The organism is Streptomyces macrosporus, assembly GCF_039533145.1.
Classification (GTDB): Bacteria; Actinomycetota; Actinomycetes; order Streptomycetales; family Streptomycetaceae; genus Streptomyces; species Streptomyces macrosporus.
In genome coordinates this window covers 124,721-144,859 of the sequence record NZ_BAAASZ010000005.1, presented here as the reverse complement: position 1 = coordinate 144,859, position 20,139 = coordinate 124,721, and the positions used below count along the sequence as shown (strand labels likewise).

The following is a 20,139-nucleotide window of genomic DNA, read 5'->3' as shown; positions in this document are numbered from 1 at the left end:
AGGGGCGCGGGGGTGTCGATCCGTGGGTCAGTCGCGGGCCCGTACGACGCGGTAGGACGCGGGGGGCCGTACCAGGGCGTCGGGGTCTCCGGTGTATTCGATGTGGACCCCGTAGTGCTCGCGAGCGGCCTCGCAGCTGACATAGCCGTTGACGACGTCGTCGAGTACGCGCTCGACCGGACGCGCCTTCGGGTCGCCGTAGCCGCCCCCGCCCGGGAACCGCAACTGGACCACGGAGTCGGGGGCGAGACGTACCAGTTGCTTCCGCGGGAGCCGCTCCAGGGTGGTGTCGTCGACGAACTCGCCCCGGGCGCCGGGCAGTCCGCCCAGCGCGCCCGGCGCGGGGTGGTCGACCCGGTCGATGTTGGCGTTGACCGTCCAGCCGTGCTCGCCACGACGGCCGACCCGCACCACCTGGCCGAGGCCGCCTCGGTACTCGCCGGGGCCGCCCGAGTCGGGGCGCAGCTCGCGCTGCCGCTGTACGAGCGGGGTGAGGGTCTCCAGCACCTCGGTGGGGGCGGCCCGTACGCCGGTGGGGAAACCGGTGGTGTTCAGGCCGTCCTTGCCCGGGCGCCCGCCCGTTCCGCCGGCACCGAACACGGTGAGGGTGAACGGATGCGTCTCCCCCATGTCTCCGCCGCGCCACACGGTCATCCACAGGGCGTCGGAGCCGGTGGCCGGCAGCCCTCCGGGGACGGCCGGGCGGAGGGCGTCGAACAGCAGGCTGGGCAGGAAGTGCCCGACCAGGTGCCGGGAGGCGACCGGGGCGGGGTCGACGCAGTTCAGCACGGAGCCGCGGGGCGCGCTCACGTGGACGGGACGGAACGAGCCGGCGTTGTGCGGGACCTCCGGGGCGAGGGCGGCCTTGATCGCGAAGGAGGTGTACGCCCTGGTGTAGTTGAGGACCACGTTCACGCCGTACGGGGACTGGGGCGAGGAGCCGGCGTAGTCGATGTCGACGCGGTCCCCGTCGATGGTCACGGCGACCGCCAGGTCGATCGGCTCGCCGTTGAACCCGTCGGACGTCAGCCGTGACTCGTACCGGCCGTCGCGCAGTTCGCGCAGCGCGGCCCGCAGCGCCTTCTCGGAGCGGAGCATGATCTCGGCGGCGACGGCGTCGATGCCGTCGAGCCCGAACTCGTCCATCATCCTGCCGAGGCTGCGGGCTCCGACCTGGTTGGCCGCCACTTGCGCGTAGATGTCGCCCATCGTCTCGTCGGGGGTGCGCACGTTGGCGCGGATGAGCTCCTCCAAGGGCTCGTTGGGCCCGGCGGCGGTGCGCAGCTTGAGGATCGGGAGTCGCAGTCCCTCCTCGAACACCTCCGTCGCCGCGGCGGACAGGATCCGTCCGCCGATGTCGGGCGAGTGGCAGCAGCTCGCGAACCACGCGACCAGTGCCCCGCCCCGGAAGACGGGGGTGGCGACCGTGATGTCGTTGATCTGACCGGCCGTCATCCACGGGTCGTTGGTGATCAGTACGTCGCCGTCCGCGAGCGCCTCGGGCGGGTACTTCGCCACGATGTGTCCCATCCCGGTCGCCATCGCGTTGATGTGGCCCGGGGTGCCGCCGGAGGACTGACCGATCATCTCGCCCCGGCTGTCGAACACGGCGCAGGCGAGGTCGAGGGATTCGCGCACCACGGGGCTGAAGGCGGTGTTCACCAGCGCGGCCTGCTGTTCGTCCAGCAGGGAGTGCAGCCGGTTGGCCACCAGTCCGACGACGACCGGGTCGACCGGGCGATCGGGGGCGGAGGCGGTGGTCATCGGGTTCCTCCTGAGGTGAACTCGACCAGGATGCTGCCGTCGTCGGCGACGGTGCAGCGGGCGGCGGGGGGAACGACGAGCGTCGACTCCCGTTCCTGCACCAGTGCCGGGCCTTCGACGACGGTGCCGACGGCCATCCGGTACCGGTCGTAGACGGCCGTGGGCACGTACCCTCCGGCCGTGGGGAAGTAGGCGTCGCGGTGGCCGACGAGGGCGTCCGCGGCTTCTGCCGGGCGGGCCAGGCGCAGCCGGGCCCGGGGGTCCGGGCCCCGTGAGGCGACGCGCCAGGTGAGGATCTCGGCCTCGACCCCTGTCGGGGCGACGGTGCCGAACCGCTGCCGGTACTGCTCGGCGAAGCTCTCGGCGAGGTCCTCCCGCCAGCCGCTTCCCAGCCGGGGCACCGGTACCTCGATCTCGCTGCCCTGTCCGACGAAACGCATCTCCAGGGTGCGCTCGTGCGTGATGTCCCCGGCCGGCACACCGGAATCGGACAGCACCCGGGCGCCCTCGCGTTCCATCTCGCCGAAGATCTCCTCGACCGCGGCGAGTTCGACGGTGCGAAGCTCGGCGTGGCGTGAGCGGACGATGTCGATGGACATCGGCGCGGAGAGGAACCCCAACGCGCTCAGGACGCCCGCGGCGGGGGGTGCCACCATGGCGGGGGAACCGAGTGCGGTCGCCACCCCGGGCCCGTGCAGGGGGCCGTTGCCGCCGGAGACGAACAGGGGGAGGCGCGTGGGGTCCTGGCCGCGTTCGATCGCGTGGACCCGGGCCGCGTTCGCCATGCCCTCGTTGGCCGTCGCGTGGATCCCCCACGCCGCCTCGGCCACGCTGACGCCGAGCTTGCGGGCGATCTGCTCCTCGATGGCGGCGGCCGCCGCCTCCGCGTCGAGTGTCATGTCGCCGCCGAGGAAGCGGTGGGGGTCCAGGTAGCCGAGTACGACGTCGGCGTCGGTGACGGTGCAGTACTCGCCGCCGCGGCCGTAGCTCACCGGCCCCGGCTCCGATCCGGCCGAGTCGGGGCCGACGGTGATCAGGCCGAGTGAGTCGACCCTGGCGATCGAGCCGCCGCCCGTGCCGATTTCGATCATGTCGATGACCGGAGCCCGCACGGGGAGACCGGATCCGGCGCGCAGCCGGTACACCCGGTCCACCTCGAAGGTGTGGGTGATCAGGGGACGGTTGGCCTCGATGATGCAGAGCTTGGCAGTGGTGCCGCCCATGTCGAAGGCCATCTGGTCGGGCCGCCGCGCGCCGCGTCCGAAGGCGATGGCCCCCAACGCGCCGCCCGCCGGCCCGGACTCCAGCATCCGGATCGGGAACCGCCGGGCGACGTCGATCGCGGCGACTCCGCCGTTCGACAGCATGATCAGGGGGTCGCGGCGCAGGCCGAGGCCCCGCAGGCGGTTGCGGAGATCCTCCAGATAGGTCTCGACGAGCTGCTGGACGTAGACGTTGGCCAGGGTGGTCGAGCTCCGCTCGTACTCGCGGATCTCGGGGTTCACCTCGCTGGACAGTGCCACGCGCAGTTCCGGCGCGGTGGCCCGGATGATCTCCCGGGCCTGCCGCTCGTGCTCGTCGTTGGTGTGGCTGTGCAGGAAGCACACCGCCACCGCCTGGATGCCGGCCTCCGACAGCTCGGCCGCGAGCTGTTTCACGGCGGTGCCGTCCAGGGCGGTGTCGACGGTTCCGTCGGCCAGCACGCGTTCACGGACGCCGAATCGCAGGTGCCTCGGCACCAGGGGGCGGGGCAGTTCCAGGTCGAGGTCGTAGAGCTCGTACCGGTGCTCACGGCCCATCTCCACCACGTCGCGGAAACCCTCGGTGGTGAGCAGCGCGGTTTTCGCGCCGCGGCGCTCGATCAGCGCGTTCGTCACCAGGGTGGTGCCGTGGACGAAGGTGGTGATGTCGGCCGCGTCGAGTCGGTGTGCCGCCAGGGTCTGTCGCAGCACCGTCTCGACGGCGGCAGCGGGTTCGCTGTGGGTGGTGAGGGTCTTTCCGACGGCGACGATTCCGGAGTCGTCGAGGATCGCCATGTCCGTGAAAGTGCCACCGATGTCTACCCCGACACGCAATGCGCGGGAGTGGGTCATTGAAATCCTCCGGGGCCGGCTGAGAGCGTGCGCGGGACCTCTTCCCGGGCCGTCGGCACGCCAGGCGGACGCTACAGATCGTCCGACGATTCTGCAAGAGATCGTCGGACGAAAATTGCTAGACTCCGACTCCTCTCGCACCGAAGCGCTACCGGCCGCCGCCGTCGCCGCGGCCACGAACGGAGCAGGAATGACCGATGCGGCCAGCACCGCGAGTCGCGTGGCGGACGCGCTGCGCGCCCAGATCGTCTCCGGCGAGCTGAAACCGGGGGTACGGCTCTCCGAGGAGCACGTGAGGAAGGTCCACGGCGTCTCCCGCAGCACCCTCCGCGAGGCCTACCAGCGGCTCATCCGGGAGCGACTGCTGGTGCACGAGCTGAGCCGCGGGGTCTTCGTCCGCCGGCTGTCCCGGGAGGACGTGGCCGATCTCTACAAGGTCAGACGGATCGTCGAGTGCGCCGCGGTACGGAGCATCCGGGTCCTGACGCCGGCGGGGCTGCGGAGGCTCTCCGCCGCGCTCTCCGACGGCCGCGCCGCGGCGGAGGAGTCGCGGTGGGACGCCGTCGCCGCCGCGAGCATCCGGTTCCACGAGGCGCTGGTGGCACTCGCGGGCAGCGAGCGGCTGGACGCGATGATGAGCGGCGTCCTGGCGGAGTTCCGGCTCGCCTACGCGCACATGAGCGACACCCGGGTCTTCCACACCGCCTACCTCGACAGGAACGGGGAGATCGCCGAGGCCCTGCGCTCGGGAGACGTCGAGGAGGCGGCCACGCTGCTGGAGTCCTACCTGACGGACTCCGAGACGGCGCTCCTCAAGGACTACCCCGATGCGTAACGCGCGGGTCATCGTCTGATGTCGGAGATATTTCGGCGCCGAATCTCTTGCACATCGTCCGACGATTCCCTACGGTCGCAGCACTTGTCGACCGCGGCATATGCCCGCCCGTCCCTCCCGGGAGTTCCTGTGAGCGCTGACCTCGAGACCGCCGCTCCTCCAGGAGCGGACCCCCCTGAGGCGCGACCGGTTCCCAGCAAGTCCACGCTGCGCCGAGCGACCGCCGGAGCCACCATCGGCAGCATCGTCGAATGGTTCGACGTGGCCGTCTACGGCTACCTGGCCGGTGTGCTGGGCAAGGTGTTCTTCCCCGCCGGCGATCCCACCACCCAACTGCTCAGCTCTTTCGCCGTGTTCGGAGTGGCCTTCGCCGTAAGGCCGCTGGGCGGCATCTTCTTCGGCACCCTCGGTGACCGCATCGGCCGGCAGAAGACCCTGGCCTGGGTCATCGTCTCGGTCTCGATCGCCACTCTGTGCATCGGCATGCTGCCGTCGTACGCCTCGATCGGGCTGCTCGCCCCCGTGCTCCTGGTGGTTCTGCGGCTGATCCAGGGGTTCTCCGCGGGCGGGGAGATGGGCGGCGCGTCCGCCTTCGTCGCCGAGTACTCACCACCCAAGCGGCGCGGGTACCTGGTGAGCCTGGTCGAGATGGGCTGCATCCTCGGCTTCCTGCTCGGCTCGCTGGTCGTGCTGCTGCTGAACCTCTCCCTGACCTCGGAGCAGATCCACGACTGGGGCTGGCGCATCCCGTTCCTGATGACCGCCCCGCTCGGGCTCATCGGGCTCTACATCCGGAACAAACTGGAGGAGACCCCCGCGTTCGCCGCGCTCCGCGCGGAGGGCAAGGTCGCCAAACGCCCCCTGCGCGAGTCGATCACCAAGCACTGGCCGTCCATCCTCCGCACCGCCGGATACGCGCTGTTCCAGAATGCCGCGCTGTACGTGATCCTCACGTACATCCCGAGCTACCAGGAGAGCACGCTGGGCTACACGGCCACCCTCGCCTCGGTCTCGTCGGTCGTCTCCATGACCCTGGTGTGCCTGGTGATCCCGCTGATGGGCAGAGTGTCCGACGCGGTCGGCAGGCGGCCCGTGCTCAGCGGGGCGTGCGTCCTGGCCCTGCTCTTCTCGTACCCGCTGTTCGTCATGATGGACTCGGACAACGCCGTGCTCGCGGTGGTCGCGCACTGCGGCCTGGGACTGATCCTGGGGGTCTTCCTCGGCCCGACCCTGGCTGCGATGAACGAGCTGTTCAGCACCCGGGTGCGGTACGGCGGGTTCTCCCTCGGCTACAACTTCTCGGTCTCCGCCTTCGGAGGCACCGCCCCCTTCCTCGTCACCTTCCTCGTGGCCGAGACGGGGATCGTCGCCTCCCCCGCGTTCTACGTCATGGCGAGCGCCTTCATCACCCTGACGGTGGTCCTGACGACTCGGGAGACCGCACCGCGCAGGACCGGCGACACGGCGTAGCGCCCTGCTCCCCGTCCCTCCCGACCGGCCACCCACCACCCCGCGCGGTTCCCCGGACACTGCCGGCCCCGGTGCGGTGGCCGGACGGATTCCCCCTCCCCCGCCCGGCGTGGAGAGGTCCGGGGCGGTACGGCGAACCGACCGACACGCGGCCGAGCGTGACGGATGTCGGGGGCGTTGACGTCGTCCGGGCTCGGGGCTCGTCCTCGGTGAGGTTCGGTCGGGCGGATGCGCCGGTGTGGGCGGCGGGTGAACCGCCTGGGCCGCTATCGCCGGATGAGACCGAGGTCGGTGGCGGTGGCGACGGCGGCGGTGCGGGAGTCGACGCCGAGTTTGGTGTAGACGCGGGCCAGGTGGGACTTGACGGTTCCCTCGGTGAGGTGGAGCCGGTTGCCGATGGCCTGGTTGGACAGGCCCTCGGCGACCAGGGTGAGAACTTCGGTCTCGCGTCGGGTCAGGGCGGTGCCCGGGGTGCGCAGCCGGTTCATCAGCCGGTCCGCGACGGTGGGTGCCAGTGTGGTGCGGCCCGCGGCGGCGGTGCGTACGGCGGCGGCCAGGTCCTCGGGTGGGGCGTCCTTGAGGAGGTAGCCGGTGGCGCCGGCTTCGATGGCGGGGAGGGTGTCGGCGTCGGTGTCGTAGGTGGTGACGATCAGAACGCGGGGGGCGCCGGGGCGGGCGGTGATGGCGGCGGTGGCCTCGGCGCCGTTCATGCCCTTGCCGAACTGGAGATCCATGAGGACGACGTCGATGTCGCCTTCGGCGGCGCGGGCGACGGCGGCCTCGGCGGTGGCGGCCTCGGCCACCACTTCGATGCCGTCTTCGGTCTCCAGTACGGCGCGGAGCCCTGCCCGCACGATGGGGTGGTCGTCGGCCAGGAGCAGGCGGATGGGGGTGGCGGTCACGGGTGGGCCTCGGGTACGGGGTCGGCGGGCGGGGCGAGGGGCAGGCGGGCGGTCAGGGCCGTGCCGTGGCCGGGGGTGGATGCGACGGTGAAGGTGCCTCCGAGGGCCTGCACGCGGGCGCGCATGGCGGCCAGCCCGAATCCGCCTGCCTCCGGGTCGGGCACGGGCAGGTGATCGGGGTCGAAGCCGCGTCCGTCGTCGACGATGTCCACGGCAACGTGATCGTCGAGGTAGCCGAGGGTGACCTCGGCGGTGGTGGCCTCGGCGTGGCGGACGGTGTTCGCGAGAGCGGACTGGGCGATGCGCAGCAGCGCGACCTCGTGCGCGGTCGGCAGCGGTACGGGGTCGCCGGCGAGGCGGAAGCGTGCGGTGAGCGGGTGGCGGGCGCTGGTGGTGGCGCACAGTCGTGCCAGGGCGTCGGCCAGGGTGGCGCCCTCCAGGGCGGGCGGGGCGAGGGCGGCGACGAAACGGCGGGCCTCGACGAGGTTGTCGACGGCGGCCTGGCGGGCCTGGTCGACATAGCGGGCGGCGTTCTGCGGTGTGTCCGGCAGGGCGCGTTCGGCGGCGCGCAACAGTAGTTGGATGCTGGAGAGCCCCTGGGCCAGGGTGTCGTGGATCTCGCGGGCCAGGCGTTCGCGTTCGGCCAGCACACCGGCGGTGTGCTGCGCCGTGGCCAGGTCGGCGCGGGTGGCGGTGAGTTCCTCGATCAGGCGCCGGCGCCGTTCGCTCTCCCGGTACAGGGCCTGGTAGCCCCACACCACCGCGACCGCCACGGCGGCGCCGAGGGCCGGTCCGATCGCCATCGCCGCGCTGAAGGCGCCCTGGTGCGCGGCGAAGCCTGCGATGGCCGCCGCCGCGGTGGCCGCCACGGCGGCCAGTCCGGCGCGGCGGGGCAGCAGGTGGAGTTGGAGGAAGTACAGCGGGAACGCCACCCACACACCGTCGGCGGACAGGGCCAGCAGCACCAGCCAAACGGCCTCCACGGCGGTCAGCCACAGCGCGGCGGCCCGCCGCGAGCGGCTCACGCCAGGCAGCACCGGGCCGGCCGCGTACACCAGACCGCACGCCACGGCCGCGGCGACGACCCATCCGGCGTGCGCGCGGTGGTCGGCCACGGCCCGGCCGGCGGCCAGGACGAGCAGGCCGACGACCAGCAGGTGCAGGCACCAGGCCAGGACCCGGGTGGTGGGGGTCGTGGTGGGGGCGGTGGTGTTCACAGTCCTTCCAGCCTAAGGAGAAGCCCCCGGCGCAGCCTCCATCAAAAGGTGGAATCCGCGTGCCGCCTTTCGATGCGTCGATTGTCGTCCTGCGTCGGATGCCTGTGCCGGGGCCGGCGGCGACGGTGGAGACGTACCGCTTCCACCCATGAAAGGGCAGGCCGGAGCCGTGTTCGTCGCCTGGAGAGACCTGAGGTTCGCCAAGGGGCGCTTCGCCCTGATGGGCACCGTCATCGTGCTGATCACCCTGCTGGTCGGGCTGCTGTCCGGGCTGACCGCCGGTCTGGGCCGACAGAACGTCTCCGCGATCACGTCCCTGCCCGCGGACAAGATCGCTTTCAACGCGCCCGGCGAGGGAGAGGACCTGTCGTACTCCGACTCCACCGTCGAGGAGAGACAGTGGCGGCAGTGGGCCGAGGCGCCCGGCGTGAGCAGCGCCGAGCCGCTGGGCATCACCACCACGAGGGCCACCGCCGGGAGCGAGAGCGCCGCCGTGTCCGCCTTCGGCGTCCGGCCCGGCTCCACGATCGCCCCCGACAGCGGCAAGATCGACAACCGCGCGGCGGTCCTGTCCACCACCGCCGCCGACGACCTCGGTGTGGGGGCGGGCGACGGCTTCACCCTCGCCGGACGGAAGATGACCGTCGCCGCCGTGAGCGGTGACGTCTCCTTCAGCCACACCCCGGTCGTCTGGATCAGCCTCGACTTCTGGCAGAAGACCGCACCCCCCGCGGGCCCCACCGGCGGGCCGACCGCCACCGTCATCGCCCTGAACACCACCTCCGGCGCCGACATCGAGGCCGCCGACCGGGCGGCGGGCACCAAGACGGTCTCCAAGGACGACTCGCTGTCCGCGATCGGCTCCTACACCTCCGAAAACGGCTCCCTACAGCTGATGCGCGGCTTCCTGTTCGCGATCTCCGCCCTGGTCGTCGGCGCCTTCTTCACCGTGTGGACCATCCACCGCAGCGGCGACGTCGCCATCCTCAAGGCACTGGGCGCCTCCACCGCCGACCTGCTCAAGGACGCGCTCGGCCAGGCCGTCGTCCTGCTGGCCGGCGGCACCCTGCTCGGCACCGGCATCGCCGCCGGTCTCGGAGCCCTCGTCGCCCGCTCGGCCGTGCCGTTCCTCCTCACCCCCGCGACCGTCCTCTTCCCGGCCGCCGTGACGATCGTGCTCGGTGCGCTCGGGGCCGCCCTGTCCATCCGCCGCATCACCTCCGTCGATCCGCTGACCGCCCTGGGGAGCGCCCGATGAGCCTGCACCTGACCGACATCACCCTCACCTACCCCGACGGCGACTCCCGCCTGACCGCCCTCGACCGCGTCACCCTTCGGGTGCCCAAGGGCAGCCTGACCGCCGTCGTCGGCCCCTCCGGCTCCGGCAAGTCCAGCCTCCTCGCGGTCGCCGCCACCCTCGTCACCCCCGACGCCGGCACCGTCACCATCGACGGCACGCCCACCACCGGCATGACCCGCGGTGAACTCACCGACCTGCGCCGCCACAGGATCGGCATCGTCTTCCAGCAGCCCAACCTGCTGCCCTCCCTCACCGCCGCCGAACAACTCCAGGTCATGGCGGGGATCGACGGTCGCAAGCCGCGCACCGCTCGGAACCGAGCCATGGAACTGCTCGACGCCGTCGGCCTGGCCGACCAGGCCGGCCGGCGCCCCCACCAGCTCTCCGGGGGCCAGCGCCAGCGGGTCAACATCGCCCGCGCCCTGATGAACGACCCCACCGTGCTCCTGGTCGACGAACCCACCAGCGCCCTCGATCACGAACGCGGCGCCGCCGTCATCGACCTGATCACCCACCTCACCCACCAGCAGGCCACCGCGACCGTCCTGGTCACTCACGACCGCACCCACCTCGCCGCGGCCGACCGGATCGCCGAAGTCCACGACGGGCGGCTCCGCCTCCCCGCGACAGCTCGACAGCCCGCCCTCCACGACCAGACGGTCACCGTCTGCGGTGGCGGCCCCGGCGACCTGCGCACCGGCCCACCAGTGGCGCCTCGAACCGAGGATCGCGATGCCCCGTCGAACCCCACACAGTGACATCGTGGTGTCATGACCATCGAAGTTCGCCCGGCTTCGGCCTTCGAGGACGTCCGTACCCTGCTCGGTCCGAAGTCGCCCGGAGCCAATGTCTGCTGGTGCCTGAGCCACCGGATCCCGTCCAAACTCAACAACGAGCTTCGCGGGCCGACCCGGGGTGAGCACGTCGCCGAGCTGTGCCGCAGGCAACCCCCTCCGGGAGTGCTCGCCTACGACGGCGACGAGCCGGTCGGCTGGGCCGCCGTGGCACCGCGTTCGGACACCTCCTTCGCGCGCAGCCGCAAGATCCCCCACGTCGACGACCTGCCGGTCTGGTCGCTGTGGTGCGTCCGCGTACGCCCCGGCCACCGCGGGAAGGGGATCTCCCACACCCTCATCGCCGGCGCGGTCGAGTTCGCCCGCGCCCACGGCGCGCCGGTGATCGAGGCGTACCCCCTCGACAACGGTGACGCCAGGGTCGACATGACGATGGCGTACGCCGGGATCCGGAAGAACTTCGAGCGCGCCGGGTTCACCCACGTCGCCGACACCACCTCGGTACTGGCCGGTCACCCACGGATCCTGATGCGACTCGACCTGCGCTGACGGATCGGCCCCGGGCCCCGGCCGGCGCGTCCGGGCCTGGGCGGCCAAGCAGGGTGGTCCGGCCCGGCGCGCGCGGTGCCCCCGGAGGCCCTGTCCGAACAGGTGGAGCCCCGCAACCGCCCGCACCGTGCCCACGGTCTCGCCCACCCTCGCTCCACGCCGGGAGCAGACCGCGGAGGCCGCCCAGGCATCCGATCAGCGCGTGGCGAGGAGTTCGAGCGTGTCGATCACGCGGTTCGAGAAACCCCACTCGTTGTCGTACCAGGCGACCACCTTGACGTGACGGCCGTCGACCCGGGTGAGGGCCGAGTCGAAGATCGACGAGGCCGGATTGCCCGTGATGTCGGACGACACGAGCGGGTCGTCCGAGTACTCGAGGATGCCGGCGAGCGGCCCCTCCGCCGCGGCGCGGTACGCCGCCAGCACGTCGTCGCGCGTCACGTCGCGTGCGACGGTCGTGTTGAGTTCGACGATCGAGCCCACCGGAACCGGCACACGGATCGAGTCGCCCGACAGCTTGCCGTCGAGGTTCGGCAGCACGAGGCCGATCGCCTTGGCGGCGCCCGTCGTGGTCGGCACGATGTTGACTGCGGCGGCGCGGGCGCGGCGGGCGTCGCGGTGCGGACCGTCCTGCAGGTTCTGCTCCTGCGTGTAGGCGTGCACCGTCGTCATGAAGCCGTGCTCGATGCCGGCGAGTTCGTCCAGCACTGCGGCCAGCGGCGCGAGCGCGTTGGTCGTGCACGAGGCGTTCGAGACGATCGTGTGCAGGGCCGGGTCGTACGCGGAGGTGTTGACCCCGAACGCGAGCGTGACGTCGGCGCCGTCCGACGGCGCGCTGACGAGCACCTTCCTCGCGCCCGCGTCGAGGTGCGCGCGGGCGGCCTTGGCCGACGTGAAGCGGCCGGTCGCCTCGAGCACGATGTCCACACCGAGCCCGGCCCACGGCAGCCGCGCCGGTTCGCGCTCGGCGAGCACCGTGATGCGACGGCCGTCGACGACGAGGACGTCCCCGTCAACGGTCACCGGGCGGCCGAGCCGGCCGGCCGTCGTGTCGTAAGCGAGCAGCCGCGCGAGGGTGGCGGGCTCCGTGAGGTCGTTGACGGCGACGACTTCGAGGTCGCTGCCGCGTTCGAGCAGTGCGCGCAGCACGTTGCGTCCGATGCGGCCGAATCCGTTGATGGCGATGCGAGTCATGAGTGACCTCCCTTTGGTTCGCCACCAGACTCGCGTGCGGCGTCCGCCCGTGGCAGCGGCGTGATCGCCACGGTTCAAAAGGATCGCGCCACGTGGTGGTGGGCTACCTTCCCCGGGCGAAGGTGCGCCGGTACTCGCTCGGGGTGGTGCCAAGGATGCGCTGGAAGTGCAGCCGGAGATTCGCGCCGGTTCCGAGACCGACGTCGGCGGCGATCTGCTCGACGCTCCGCTCCGAACGCTCCAGCAGCTCACGGGCCATGTCGATGCGGGCACGCATGACCCACTGCATCGGTGTGTACCCCGTGTCCTCGACGAAACGCCGCGAGAACGTGCGCGGTGACACCGCCGCGTGTCGGGCGAGCGCCTCGAGGGTGAGCGGCTCCCCGAGCCGGTGCAGCGCCCACTCGCGGGTGGCGGCGAACCGCTCGCCGAGCGGCTCGGGCACGCTGCGCGGCACGTACTGCGCCTGACCGCCGCTGCGGTAGGGAGCCGCGACCAGGCGCCGGGCCGCGTGGTTCGACGCGGCCACCCCGAGATCGCCGCGCAGAATGTGCAGGCACAGGTCGATGCCCGACGCGGCGCCGGCCGACGTCAGCACGCTGCCCCCGTCGACGAACAGGACGTTCTCGTCGACCCGGACGAGCGGATGCTTCGCCGCGAGCGCCCGCGTGTAGTGCCAGTGCGTCGTGGCCCGCTTGCCGTCGAGCAGGCCCGTGGCGGCGAGCGTGAAGGCACCCGTCGAGATGGCGGCGAGCCGCGTGCCCCGGCCGTGGGCGGCGAGCAGGGCGTCGACGACGGCCTGCGGCGGGTCGTCGCGGTCCGGGAACCGGTGGCCTGGGATGAAGACGATGTCGGCCCACGCGAGCGTGTCCAGGTCGTGGGCGACGTGGTACGACAGGCCGTCGCCACCGGTCACCAGGCCGGGTGTCGCACCGCACACCCGCACCTCGTACGGCATGCTCGCCCGGGTCGTGAACACCTGCGCGGGGATACCCACGTCGAGCGGCTTCGCGCCCTCGAGCACGAGGACGGCGACGCGACGCAGACGGGAGGACGACACGGGAACAGGGTACGAGGAGTGCGGAGCGGACCCGTTCCTCCTCCCCGCTCACGGCGCTGGGCACCGTGGTGCCCAGGGGTGCCGGCCGGCTCCTCGGCGAGCTCTACCGCCGATACATCGACATCGACACCGGCGTGGACCACCCTCCGACCACCCTCCGACCGAGCGGACAGCGGCGTGTGTGGCGGCGCTGTTGCAGCGGTGGCCCGACATGGACGAGGACGAGGACGACTGCTCGCCGTGGTGCGGTGGGCGGCTGATCGACGGGGCGAGCGGCCCGCTGCTCCCCTTGCCCCGCGGTGGAGCATGGCCGAGGAAGTTTCCGCGCAGGGGATTGCGCGGGCGCGCCGGTTCACGCGCCATGGGATGTCGCGGTTCGGATGCGACGTCCGCACGCGTCGCGGGATTCCCGCGTGGGCTCCCCGGCGGATGTGTTCTTCGCGGCTCTTCGCGGCCGAGGCGGGCGGAGTGCCGCCCACCCGCCGGGGCGGGCAGGCGGCACTCCGCCGGCTGTCTCCTTCCGCGTTCCGCGAGGCGGACCGCGTTCGACGGGACCCGCACGGCTCCCCGGGGAACGGGTGTCAGACGCGTGCGGAGCGCCTCGCCGTCCCCGTGTCACGACGGACCGGGCCCACGGCACGGAAGGTTCCGGTGGTCACTACCACCAGTTGAGGCACTGGGGTCCGCCTCCCGGCCCCGTGATGGACGCGCAGACGCGGAACTTCCGCAGCGACGAGGAACTCGTCGGATAGGCGGCCGTGGTGATGGTGCCGCTTCCCCACATGCTGAAGGGGCCGCACTGTATCCAGGTGTTGCCGCCGTCGTTGGTGACGTCCATCCACAGGTCGACCCGGACGCTCGACGGCAGGTTGCGCGCCTCCAGGAAGCCCCACCCCATCTGACGGCCCGAGACGGTCCCGACGTGCTGGCCGAAGGACGCGGCGTTGCCGTTGCTGTTGGTCACCGCGGTGCCGTTCACCGGTGTTCCCCGAAGGCTGTCGGAGATGTCGGTGAAGCCGTTGGCCCCGTTGGAGCACTCCGCCGCGGTGGCGTGGGCCGTCGACGCCGGGCCGGCGAGCAGCAGTCCCGCCGCGAGCATCAGCGCCGCTGTTCCCCCGCTGATGATTCTCCGTATCATTTCTTCGCATTCCCCCTGGTCAGAGGGCCGGCAGTCAACTCCGCGAGTTGGCGTGCGCAGGCCCGTGTACGTGGTTCCACATGTCGAAGCGGTTCTGAAGGGCGTGGCGGACCGGGTTCGGCACGGCGGACCCGACCGTCCCGGGAAGCCCGCTCGGCCGGATGTTCCGGCCGCACTCCGGCGGCCGTCGCATCGCGCGGCGGCCCGCGGGAGGGTCACCAGATACGGACGGACTTCGCCCGGTCGTTCATCGCGTCCCCCACATAGGTGGTGCCGGCCGTGTAGAGCTGGTCGGGATATCCCGATTCCTGCCAGCAGTTGGGCAGGGAGTACAGGTGCACGCGCTGCCACACGTTGCTGATCGAGGAGATGCGGTTGTGCCAGTCGGCCGGCAGGTTGATGCAGGTCCCGCCGGAGCCGGACATCGGCAGGCTCGCGCCTCCGTAGTTCATGTGCTCGAAGAAATTGGCGCCGCCGAGGGCGCCCGTCTCGGTAGCCTGAGCCGGAGCGGTGCCTGCCAGTGCGGCGGTCACCAGTACGGCCGCGCCGGCGAGGGATCGGATGGCGGAAGGAAAGCGTCGCATGTTCGTCCTCGTTGCTCGAAACGGTTCATGACGGTGGTTTCGGCAGGTGCTGTACGAACCGGCCGCCCGGCGATCGCATGAGGTCGGCGGCCACGCCCACGATTTCATGCCCACACGGGGTGTCGACATGAGCAGAACTGCGTATGGACAGCGGAGAGGGCAGTGACCCGCCCACGGCCGAGCGACTACGACCGGATGCTGGACCTGGCCGTGGGGGTGTTGGAGGCCACCGATCCCGACGAGGTGTGGCAGCTGGTCGTCCGGGAACTCATGCGTGCGTTGAACGCGAGCGTCGTCGTCGCGAAAGACGTCGACTGGACCCCGTCCAGCGGCGCCGTCGCCATCTGGCGCGGCACGGAACGTCAGGCCGAGCCCGTCGACGACCTGCCCCTGCGGCACATCCGGGCGGGATACCCGTTCGCGGGCCACTACGTCGGCACTCCGGCGGACCGCTCTCCCCGTACGGCGGCGGAACTCGCAGGCGGGGCCGCCTGGCTGCACAGCGAGGCGGCCGACGTGAACCGCCGGCTCTTCGGCACCCGCCACGCACTGGGCCTACCGCTGCCGGCGCCCCGCCCCGGCTCCTCCCCCGTCCGGGGGTTCATCGTCCATCGGGACGGCCCGGACTTCCGCGCTCAGGAACGCCGGTACGCCGGCCGGGTCCAGCCGCTCCTCGCGGCCGCCGCGTCCCAGCGCGGCCTGCTGACCTCTCTCCGGGAAGCGCCGGGCCCTCCGGACGTCCCCGCCCCCGTCGCGCGTGCGGCGGGCCACGACGTGACCCCGCGTGAGCTCACCGTGCTGCTCACGCTCGCCGAGGGCCTGTCGGCCACCAGCATGGCCCGCCGCCTCGGCATCTCGGTTCGCACGGTCCACAAGCACCTGCAGAACCTCTACCGGAAGCTCGGCACGGCCGACCGTCTCGAAACAGTGCTCCGCGCCCAGGAGATGGGCCTCCTGCCCGGCCCCGGCACGCGCACGGGCGGGGCCGAAGCCCGCATCCCGCACCCCACGTCGACAGCGGCGGCATCCCGACACCGCGACTCCCGAAGCGGTGCACCGGGCGGCTCGTGGACCGGCCCGCCCGGCAACGCGCTGCGGCCCGGCGCGGTGACGCTCAGGGCCGTGGTCCCCCGCGGAAGCAGCCTTCCCCCACGGGAGGGGACGGGCCTCGTCCGCCACCTCGATGCCGGGAGCCTCGGCACCGGGAGCGACGCCGCTCCGCGTCGGGGATACCCCGCACCGGCCGAGTCCGAGCAGCATCCGGTCGGCTGAGGGCCGGGAGGTCGCCGTTCCCTCGGGGCGCGCTTTCTCCTGTGTCCTTCGAGACCGGATCGCCGCCTCGGTGGGCCCGGCGGGGTGGGCGCGGCGAACGTGACGCACGGTGTGGTGGCCGGGACGGAACACGGCCGGCGCCCGTCTCGTCCCGGGACTCAACCGTCCGCCTTGAGCTTCTTCATGGTGAGGTGGGATTCGAGGCGCAGAATGGCGGGCAGACCGCTGAGCTTTCCGATCAGGAAGGCTTCGTAGGCGGCGTGGTCGGCGACGGCGACGCGGAGGAAGTAGTCGGGGCGGCCGTACATCCGCCGGAACTCGACGACCTCTTCGTAGGAGGCCACGGTGTTCTCGAACTCCTCGACGGTCGTGCGGTCCTGGGCGTAGATCTCGACGTCGATCTGGACCTCCAGACCGCGGCCCAGGACCTCGGGGTTGACGACGGCCCGGTAGCCGGTGATGACGCCGGCCTCTTCCAGCCGCTTGACCCGCCGCAGACACGGCGGCGGGGTCAGACCCACTCGCTTGGCGAGTTCGACGTTGGACAACCGACCGTCCTGCATCAGATGGAACAAAATTTCCCGGTCGATCGAATCCAGGCTGTATTCATTGCTCACAAGGAGATCATATGACCAGCATTCGCAACCATATGAGGCGTGCTGCTTACTAAAATTTTGGCATGCGAATAAATCCTGCCGTTGCGGACCTGGCCGATCCCGCGTCCGCGCCGCCGCCTCGTAAGCGGTCCGAGGCACGAGCCGCTTTCCGGGACTGCGCGTCCGTGGGCCTGGGCCTGCTCCCGCTCGGTCTCGCGTTCGGGGCGCTGGTCATCCAGTCGGGGCTCGACTGGTGGTGGGCAGGAATGTCCGCCGCACTGATCTTCGGCGGCTCTTTCGAGTTCCTGCTCATCGGCATGGTCGCCGCCGCCGATCCACTGGTCTCCGTCGCGGTGGCCGCCTTCCTGGTGCAGGCCCGGCACGTCTTTTACACCTTGTCCTTCCCTCTGCACCGAGTGGAGGGCCGCCTCGCCAAGACGTACAGCACCTTCGCGCTCACCGACGAGGCGTACGCCCTGACCGCCGCCGCACAGGCACGCACCTGGTCCAGCCGGCGCATCCTGTGGCTGCAGTTCTTCATCCACCTGTACTGGGCCGGCAGCGCGACCGCCGGAGCCCTGCTGGGCTCGTTCATCCCGGACAGCGTCACCGGCCTGGACTTCGCCCTGATCGCCCTGTTCACCGTCCTCGCCCTCGACGCCGTCCGCGATCTGCGCGGCGACCTGCCCACCCCCGTTCTCGCCCTCGTCTGCGCCCTGGTCGCCCGCTTCCTCTTCCCCCACCAGATGCTCCTGGCCGCCTTCGCCCTGTTCACCGCCGGACTCCTGGCCCGCCACCTCGCCAGGAGGACCACGAGGAGGAAGCCCGCCCATGCCTGACACCCGCTACGCCATCGCCGCGATCCTGGTCACCGCCGCCGTCACCTGGGCCCTGCGCGCCCTGCCCTTCGCCGCCCTCGCCCCGCTGCGTGCCAGCGCCACCGTCCGGTATCTCGGCACCCGCATGCCCGCCGGCGTCATGGTGATCCTGGTCGTCTACTGCCTGCGCGACCTTCCACTCGTCCAGCCGCGCGCGCTCGCCCCGTCGGCCGCCCTGGCCGTCACCATCGGTGTGCATCTGTGGCGCCGCAACGCCCTGTTGAGCATCCTCGCCGGCACCGCCGTGCACATGGTCCTGGTCGGCACCGTCTTCGCTCGCTGACGGGCACCCACGCGGCGCGCCATACCCCCACCCGTCGCACGCCGCCCGTCGCACCGGTCCCGTCGGACCGGAGGGCGAGCGCCCGTGGAACACCGGCAGCTCCTTCGAGTCCCTCGACGAACAGGGCGCCGGCGCCGATCACACCACGCATGTCTGATTCGTTGCGCTGATCCCAAGCATCCATCGCATGGACGAGGCCGGCCGGGATGCGGCACTGCCGTCCGGCGGGACCGGACGACGACGTTCCGATGCCGCCCGGTTCCGCGGTCCCGGACTTCGAGTTGGAGGTCGCCGCGGTCATCGGCCGTGAGGGCCGCGACCTCGACCCCGAGCAGGCCCGCGACCACATCGTCGGCTGCACCGTCTTCAACGACTGGTCCGCGCGCGACCTGCAGTCGGCCGAGATGCGGGTCGACCTGGGCCCGTGCAAGGGCCAGGACACCGCCACCACGCCGGGCCCGTACCTGGTCACCGCCGACGAGTTGGAGCCGTACCGGGACGCCGACGGGTTCCTGCGGCCGGCGCTCACCGCCGAGGTCGTCGGCGAGGTCGTCGGCAGGGACCTGCTGTCCCACATGAGCTGGACGTTCGAGGAGATGGTCGCGTACGCCTCCCGTGGTACGCGCGTGGTGCCCGGTGACGCGCTGGGCTCCGGCACCTGCGGCAACGGCGGCTGCCTCGCCGAACTGTGGGGCCTGCGCGGCGAGCGGACCCCGCCGCCGCTCAGGAAACTCGCGTACCGTTCGGGCGGCGCGGCCCGCCGGCCCGCCGGCCCGCCCACGTGTACACGGCCCACTCGCCGTCCTCGCCCACGTCCTCGGGGTCCATGAGGACGTGGGTGATGTCGGACTCCACGTCGAGCTGCAGCCCACGCCGCCAAAGGTCCACCTCCCGCCGCTCCTCGGGCCCGGCCTCCTCGTCCAGATACTCCTCGAACATGTCCGTGAGCCCCGACTCGTTCTCGTGCCGGCGCGCGCCCTCGGTTCCCGCCGGCGGCCACACGAACCCGCCCGCGTGCCGCCACTCGTCGCTGACCTTGAGGAACTCCCGGTACGACGGGGGCATCCGCCGACCGAGGCGCTCCTCCATGGCCGCGATCCGTTCCTCGGACGCGGGCGGGAACCCCAACCACCGTGCCCGCCGCGCGGCCTCGTCGTCCTCGCTCCGCGTCTCGCTGTCCGACAGGGAATCCGCCCACTCCCCGCTCCACCTGAGCAGGAAGGACCGCCAGTCGAATGCCGTGGTGTCCGTCATGCGCCCGGTGCTGTCACCCGCCACCGACAGCGTCCCGCCACTGGCTGCGATCAACGAGGGTTCCCTCGCGGGTGCGGGGCCGTGGAGCCCGGCGGCAACCGACGCGCCTCCCCGGCCGGCACCGCTCCCGTACACGGACCGACAAGACAAGACATCACGGACGCAGGGTCCGTCGGTACCTCGATGGAACGACGAGTCGGGAGCGTTCGACCGATCGGCCGATGAGCGCCCACCCTCCAAGGTTTCCGTGCGCACACATACCGGAAAGCCGAACTATGGCGAGAGAGGCCATTGAAATTCAGGGAGGACAATCGCTCGAATTTTTTCGCGGAATGGAAATGTGACGCAGCCCATTACCTGTTCGCTGATGGCGCGGAGCGGTTTCCGGTAAGGTCCTCGAGCGGGGCGGAAAGCCCCGATTCGACAACTCGTCAGGGGGGAAGATGAATATTCGACGACTGTGGGGTTTCGTCGCTCTCGGTGTTCTCACGGCCGGTGCCGCGGCCGCGCCGGCGTCCGCGGCGCCCATGGGGCCGAGCACGGCCGCCGACCTGTGCGGACCCGGGTACGTGGTGGTCCGTTCGGAGCAGGTGGTGCGCTTCGACGACGCCCTGCCCGCGGGGACCGTGCACATCGAGTACAACCCGCTCACGCGCTCGTTCTGCGGGTTCGCGGTCAAGTCGCGATGGATCGGCACGGCGACGGACATGCACGTCGCCACCGTCGGCGCGGACATGGAGACCACCCCGCTCAATTCCGTGTCCGGCCCGGGCTTCTACGCGATCGGTCCGTCCCGTCAGCAGGCGTGGGAGGACGGTGGAAAGAACTGTGTGTTGTTCGGTGCGAGAATCGCCGACCCACAGGGGAAACAGTACTTCCACCAGTCCGCCAATCCGGCCGTCGGATTCACGCGTCTGTGCGTCTGAGTCGATCGGTGTCGGGCGGCGCGGATTCGG

Annotated in this window: 18 protein-coding genes and 2 pseudogenes; 10 read left to right on the top strand and 10 right to left on the bottom strand. The window is 71.4% G+C overall.

Annotation, left to right across the window (positions count from 1 at the left end):
- Positions 1–27: 27 nt before the first annotated feature.
- Together ABD335_RS02855 and ABD335_RS02850 are read right to left on the bottom strand one after the other, a co-directional pair.
- Positions 28–1,764 (bottom strand): hydantoinase B/oxoprolinase family protein, encoded by a 1,737-nt coding sequence (locus ABD335_RS02855; RefSeq protein ID WP_344320420.1) that lies wholly within the window; start codon positions 1,762–1,764, stop codon positions 28–30.
- A complete protein-coding gene (locus ABD335_RS02850; protein ID WP_344320418.1) occupies positions 1,761–3,857 on the bottom strand; it encodes a hydantoinase/oxoprolinase family protein in 2,097 nt (698 codons plus the stop codon). Before ABD335_RS02850 ends, ABD335_RS02855 begins: the two co-directional genes overlap by 4 nt.
- Before the next feature lie 190 nt (positions 3,858–4,047).
- Here ABD335_RS02850 and ABD335_RS02845 point away from each other — a divergent pair, with 190 nt between their 5' ends.
- Together ABD335_RS02845 and ABD335_RS02840 are read left to right on the top strand one after the other, a co-directional pair.
- Positions 4,048–4,692 carry a GntR family transcriptional regulator gene (locus ABD335_RS02845; protein ID WP_344320417.1) on the top strand — a complete coding sequence of 215 codons (645 nt, stop codon included), beginning with the start codon at positions 4,048–4,050 and terminating at the stop codon, positions 4,690–4,692.
- Positions 4,693–4,821: 129 nt separating this feature from the next.
- On the top strand, positions 4,822–6,162 hold the full coding sequence (locus tag ABD335_RS02840) for an MFS transporter (RefSeq protein ID WP_344320416.1): 1,341 nt from the start codon (positions 4,822–4,824) through the stop codon (positions 6,160–6,162).
- Positions 6,163–6,428: 266 nt separating this feature from the next.
- On the opposite strand, the gene ABD335_RS02835 is transcribed toward ABD335_RS02840, so the two are convergent.
- Both ABD335_RS02835 and ABD335_RS02830 read right to left on the bottom strand, forming a co-directional pair.
- Positions 6,429–7,064, bottom strand: coding sequence for a response regulator (locus ABD335_RS02835; RefSeq protein ID WP_344320415.1), 636 nt, complete (start codon positions 7,062–7,064; stop codon positions 6,429–6,431).
- Positions 7,061–8,281: a sensor histidine kinase gene (locus tag ABD335_RS02830; RefSeq protein WP_344320414.1), complete on the bottom strand. Its 1,221-nt coding sequence runs from the start codon at positions 8,279–8,281 to the stop codon at positions 7,061–7,063. Before ABD335_RS02830 ends, ABD335_RS02835 begins: the two co-directional genes overlap by 4 nt.
- A gap of 169 nt (positions 8,282–8,450) precedes the next feature.
- Between ABD335_RS02830 and ABD335_RS02825 the strand changes: the two genes are divergently transcribed.
- From ABD335_RS02825 to ABD335_RS02815, 3 genes are read left to right on the top strand one after another with little or no spacing between them, the layout of a single operon-like run.
- The gene (locus ABD335_RS02825; protein WP_344320435.1) at positions 8,451–9,539 is read left to right on the top strand and encodes an ABC transporter permease; all 1,089 of its coding nucleotides are present in this window, start codon (positions 8,451–8,453) and stop codon (positions 9,537–9,539) included.
- On the top strand, positions 9,536–10,339 hold the full coding sequence (locus ABD335_RS02820) for an ABC transporter ATP-binding protein (protein ID WP_344320413.1): 804 nt from the start codon (positions 9,536–9,538) through the stop codon (positions 10,337–10,339). Before ABD335_RS02825 ends, ABD335_RS02820 begins: the two co-directional genes overlap by 4 nt.
- Positions 10,340–10,351: 12 nt before the next feature.
- Entirely contained in the window at positions 10,352–10,924 is a 573-nt protein-coding gene (locus tag ABD335_RS02815; protein WP_344320412.1) for a GNAT family N-acetyltransferase, read from the top strand.
- Positions 10,925–11,119: 195 nt separating this feature from the next.
- On the opposite strand, the gene gap is transcribed toward ABD335_RS02815, so the two are convergent.
- The 4 genes from gap to ABD335_RS02795 all read right to left on the bottom strand — a co-directional run bounded on the left by gap (position 11,120) and on the right by ABD335_RS02795 (position 14,900).
- Positions 11,120–12,118, bottom strand: a complete 999-nt coding sequence (gene gap / locus ABD335_RS02810; protein WP_344320411.1) for a type I glyceraldehyde-3-phosphate dehydrogenase — start codon at positions 12,116–12,118, stop codon at positions 11,120–11,122.
- 103 nt (positions 12,119–12,221) lie between these two features.
- Complete coding sequence (locus tag ABD335_RS02805; RefSeq protein ID WP_344320410.1) at positions 12,222–13,178, bottom strand: GlxA family transcriptional regulator; 957 nt, start codon at positions 13,176–13,178, stop codon at positions 12,222–12,224.
- A gap of 658 nt (positions 13,179–13,836) precedes the next feature.
- Complete coding sequence (locus ABD335_RS02800) at positions 13,837–14,316, bottom strand: hypothetical protein (RefSeq protein WP_344320409.1); 480 nt, start codon at positions 14,314–14,316, stop codon at positions 13,837–13,839.
- Positions 14,317–14,531: 215 nt separating this feature from the next.
- A complete protein-coding gene (locus ABD335_RS02795; RefSeq protein WP_344320408.1) occupies positions 14,532–14,900 on the bottom strand; it encodes a hypothetical protein in 369 nt (122 codons plus the stop codon).
- Between the two features lie 162 nt (positions 14,901–15,062).
- On the opposite strand from ABD335_RS02795, the gene ABD335_RS02790 reads away from it, so the two are divergent.
- Positions 15,063–16,172: a helix-turn-helix transcriptional regulator gene (locus ABD335_RS02790; RefSeq protein WP_344320407.1), complete on the top strand. Its 1,110-nt coding sequence runs from the start codon at positions 15,063–15,065 to the stop codon at positions 16,170–16,172.
- A gap of 158 nt (positions 16,173–16,330) precedes the next feature.
- On the opposite strand, the gene ABD335_RS02785 is transcribed toward ABD335_RS02790, so the two are convergent.
- Positions 16,331–16,789: an Lrp/AsnC family transcriptional regulator gene (locus tag ABD335_RS02785; RefSeq protein ID WP_344320406.1), complete on the bottom strand. Its 459-nt coding sequence runs from the start codon at positions 16,787–16,789 to the stop codon at positions 16,331–16,333.
- A gap of 62 nt (positions 16,790–16,851) precedes the next feature.
- Between ABD335_RS02785 and ABD335_RS02780 the strand changes: the two genes are divergently transcribed.
- The 3 genes and pseudogenes from ABD335_RS02780 to ABD335_RS02770 all read left to right on the top strand — a co-directional run.
- A complete protein-coding gene (locus ABD335_RS02780) occupies positions 16,852–17,607 on the top strand; it encodes an AzlC family ABC transporter permease (RefSeq protein WP_344320405.1) in 756 nt (251 codons plus the stop codon).
- A complete protein-coding gene (locus ABD335_RS02775; RefSeq protein ID WP_344320404.1) occupies positions 17,600–17,929 on the top strand; it encodes a branched-chain amino acid transporter permease in 330 nt (109 codons plus the stop codon). Before ABD335_RS02780 ends, ABD335_RS02775 begins: the two co-directional genes overlap by 8 nt.
- Before the next feature lie 227 nt (positions 17,930–18,156).
- Positions 18,157–18,759, top strand: a pseudogene (locus ABD335_RS02770) (fumarylacetoacetate hydrolase family protein); the annotation flags it as partial.
- Here the strand turns inward: ABD335_RS02770 and ABD335_RS02765 are convergent.
- A pseudogene (locus tag ABD335_RS02765) lies at positions 18,677–19,183 on the bottom strand (SMI1/KNR4 family protein); the annotation flags it as partial. The pseudogenes ABD335_RS02770 and ABD335_RS02765 sit on opposite strands and share 83 nt — an antisense overlap.
- A gap of 593 nt (positions 19,184–19,776) precedes the next feature.
- Here ABD335_RS02765 and ABD335_RS02760 point away from each other — a divergent pair.
- Positions 19,777–20,109, top strand: a complete 333-nt coding sequence (locus tag ABD335_RS02760) for a hypothetical protein (RefSeq protein WP_344320403.1) — start codon at positions 19,777–19,779, stop codon at positions 20,107–20,109.
- Positions 20,110–20,139 lie beyond the last annotated feature (30 nt).

Coding starts and splice junctions, on each gene's coding strand:
- ABD335_RS02855 (WP_344320420.1), bottom strand. CDS start 1,764: ATGACCACCGCCTCCGCCCCCGATCGCCCGGTCGACCCGGTCGTCGTC.
- ABD335_RS02850 (WP_344320418.1), bottom strand. CDS start 3,857: ATGACCCACTCCCGCGCATTGCGTGTCGGGGTAGACATCGGTGGCACT.
- ABD335_RS02845 (WP_344320417.1), top strand. CDS start 4,048: ATGACCGATGCGGCCAGCACCGCGAGTCGCGTGGCGGACGCGCTGCGC.
- ABD335_RS02820 (WP_344320413.1), top strand. CDS start 9,536: ATGAGCCTGCACCTGACCGACATCACCCTCACCTACCCCGACGGCGAC.
- ABD335_RS02815 (WP_344320412.1), top strand. CDS start 10,352: ATGACCATCGAAGTTCGCCCGGCTTCGGCCTTCGAGGACGTCCGTACC.
- gap (WP_344320411.1), bottom strand. CDS start 12,118: ATGACTCGCATCGCCATCAACGGATTCGGCCGCATCGGACGCAACGTG.
- ABD335_RS02800 (WP_344320409.1), bottom strand. CDS start 14,316: ATGATACGGAGAATCATCAGCGGGGGAACAGCGGCGCTGATGCTCGCG.
- ABD335_RS02795 (WP_344320408.1), bottom strand. CDS start 14,900: ATGCGACGCTTTCCTTCCGCCATCCGATCCCTCGCCGGCGCGGCCGTA.
- ABD335_RS02780 (WP_344320405.1), top strand. CDS start 16,852: ATGCGAATAAATCCTGCCGTTGCGGACCTGGCCGATCCCGCGTCCGCG.
- ABD335_RS02775 (WP_344320404.1), top strand. CDS start 17,600: ATGCCTGACACCCGCTACGCCATCGCCGCGATCCTGGTCACCGCCGCC.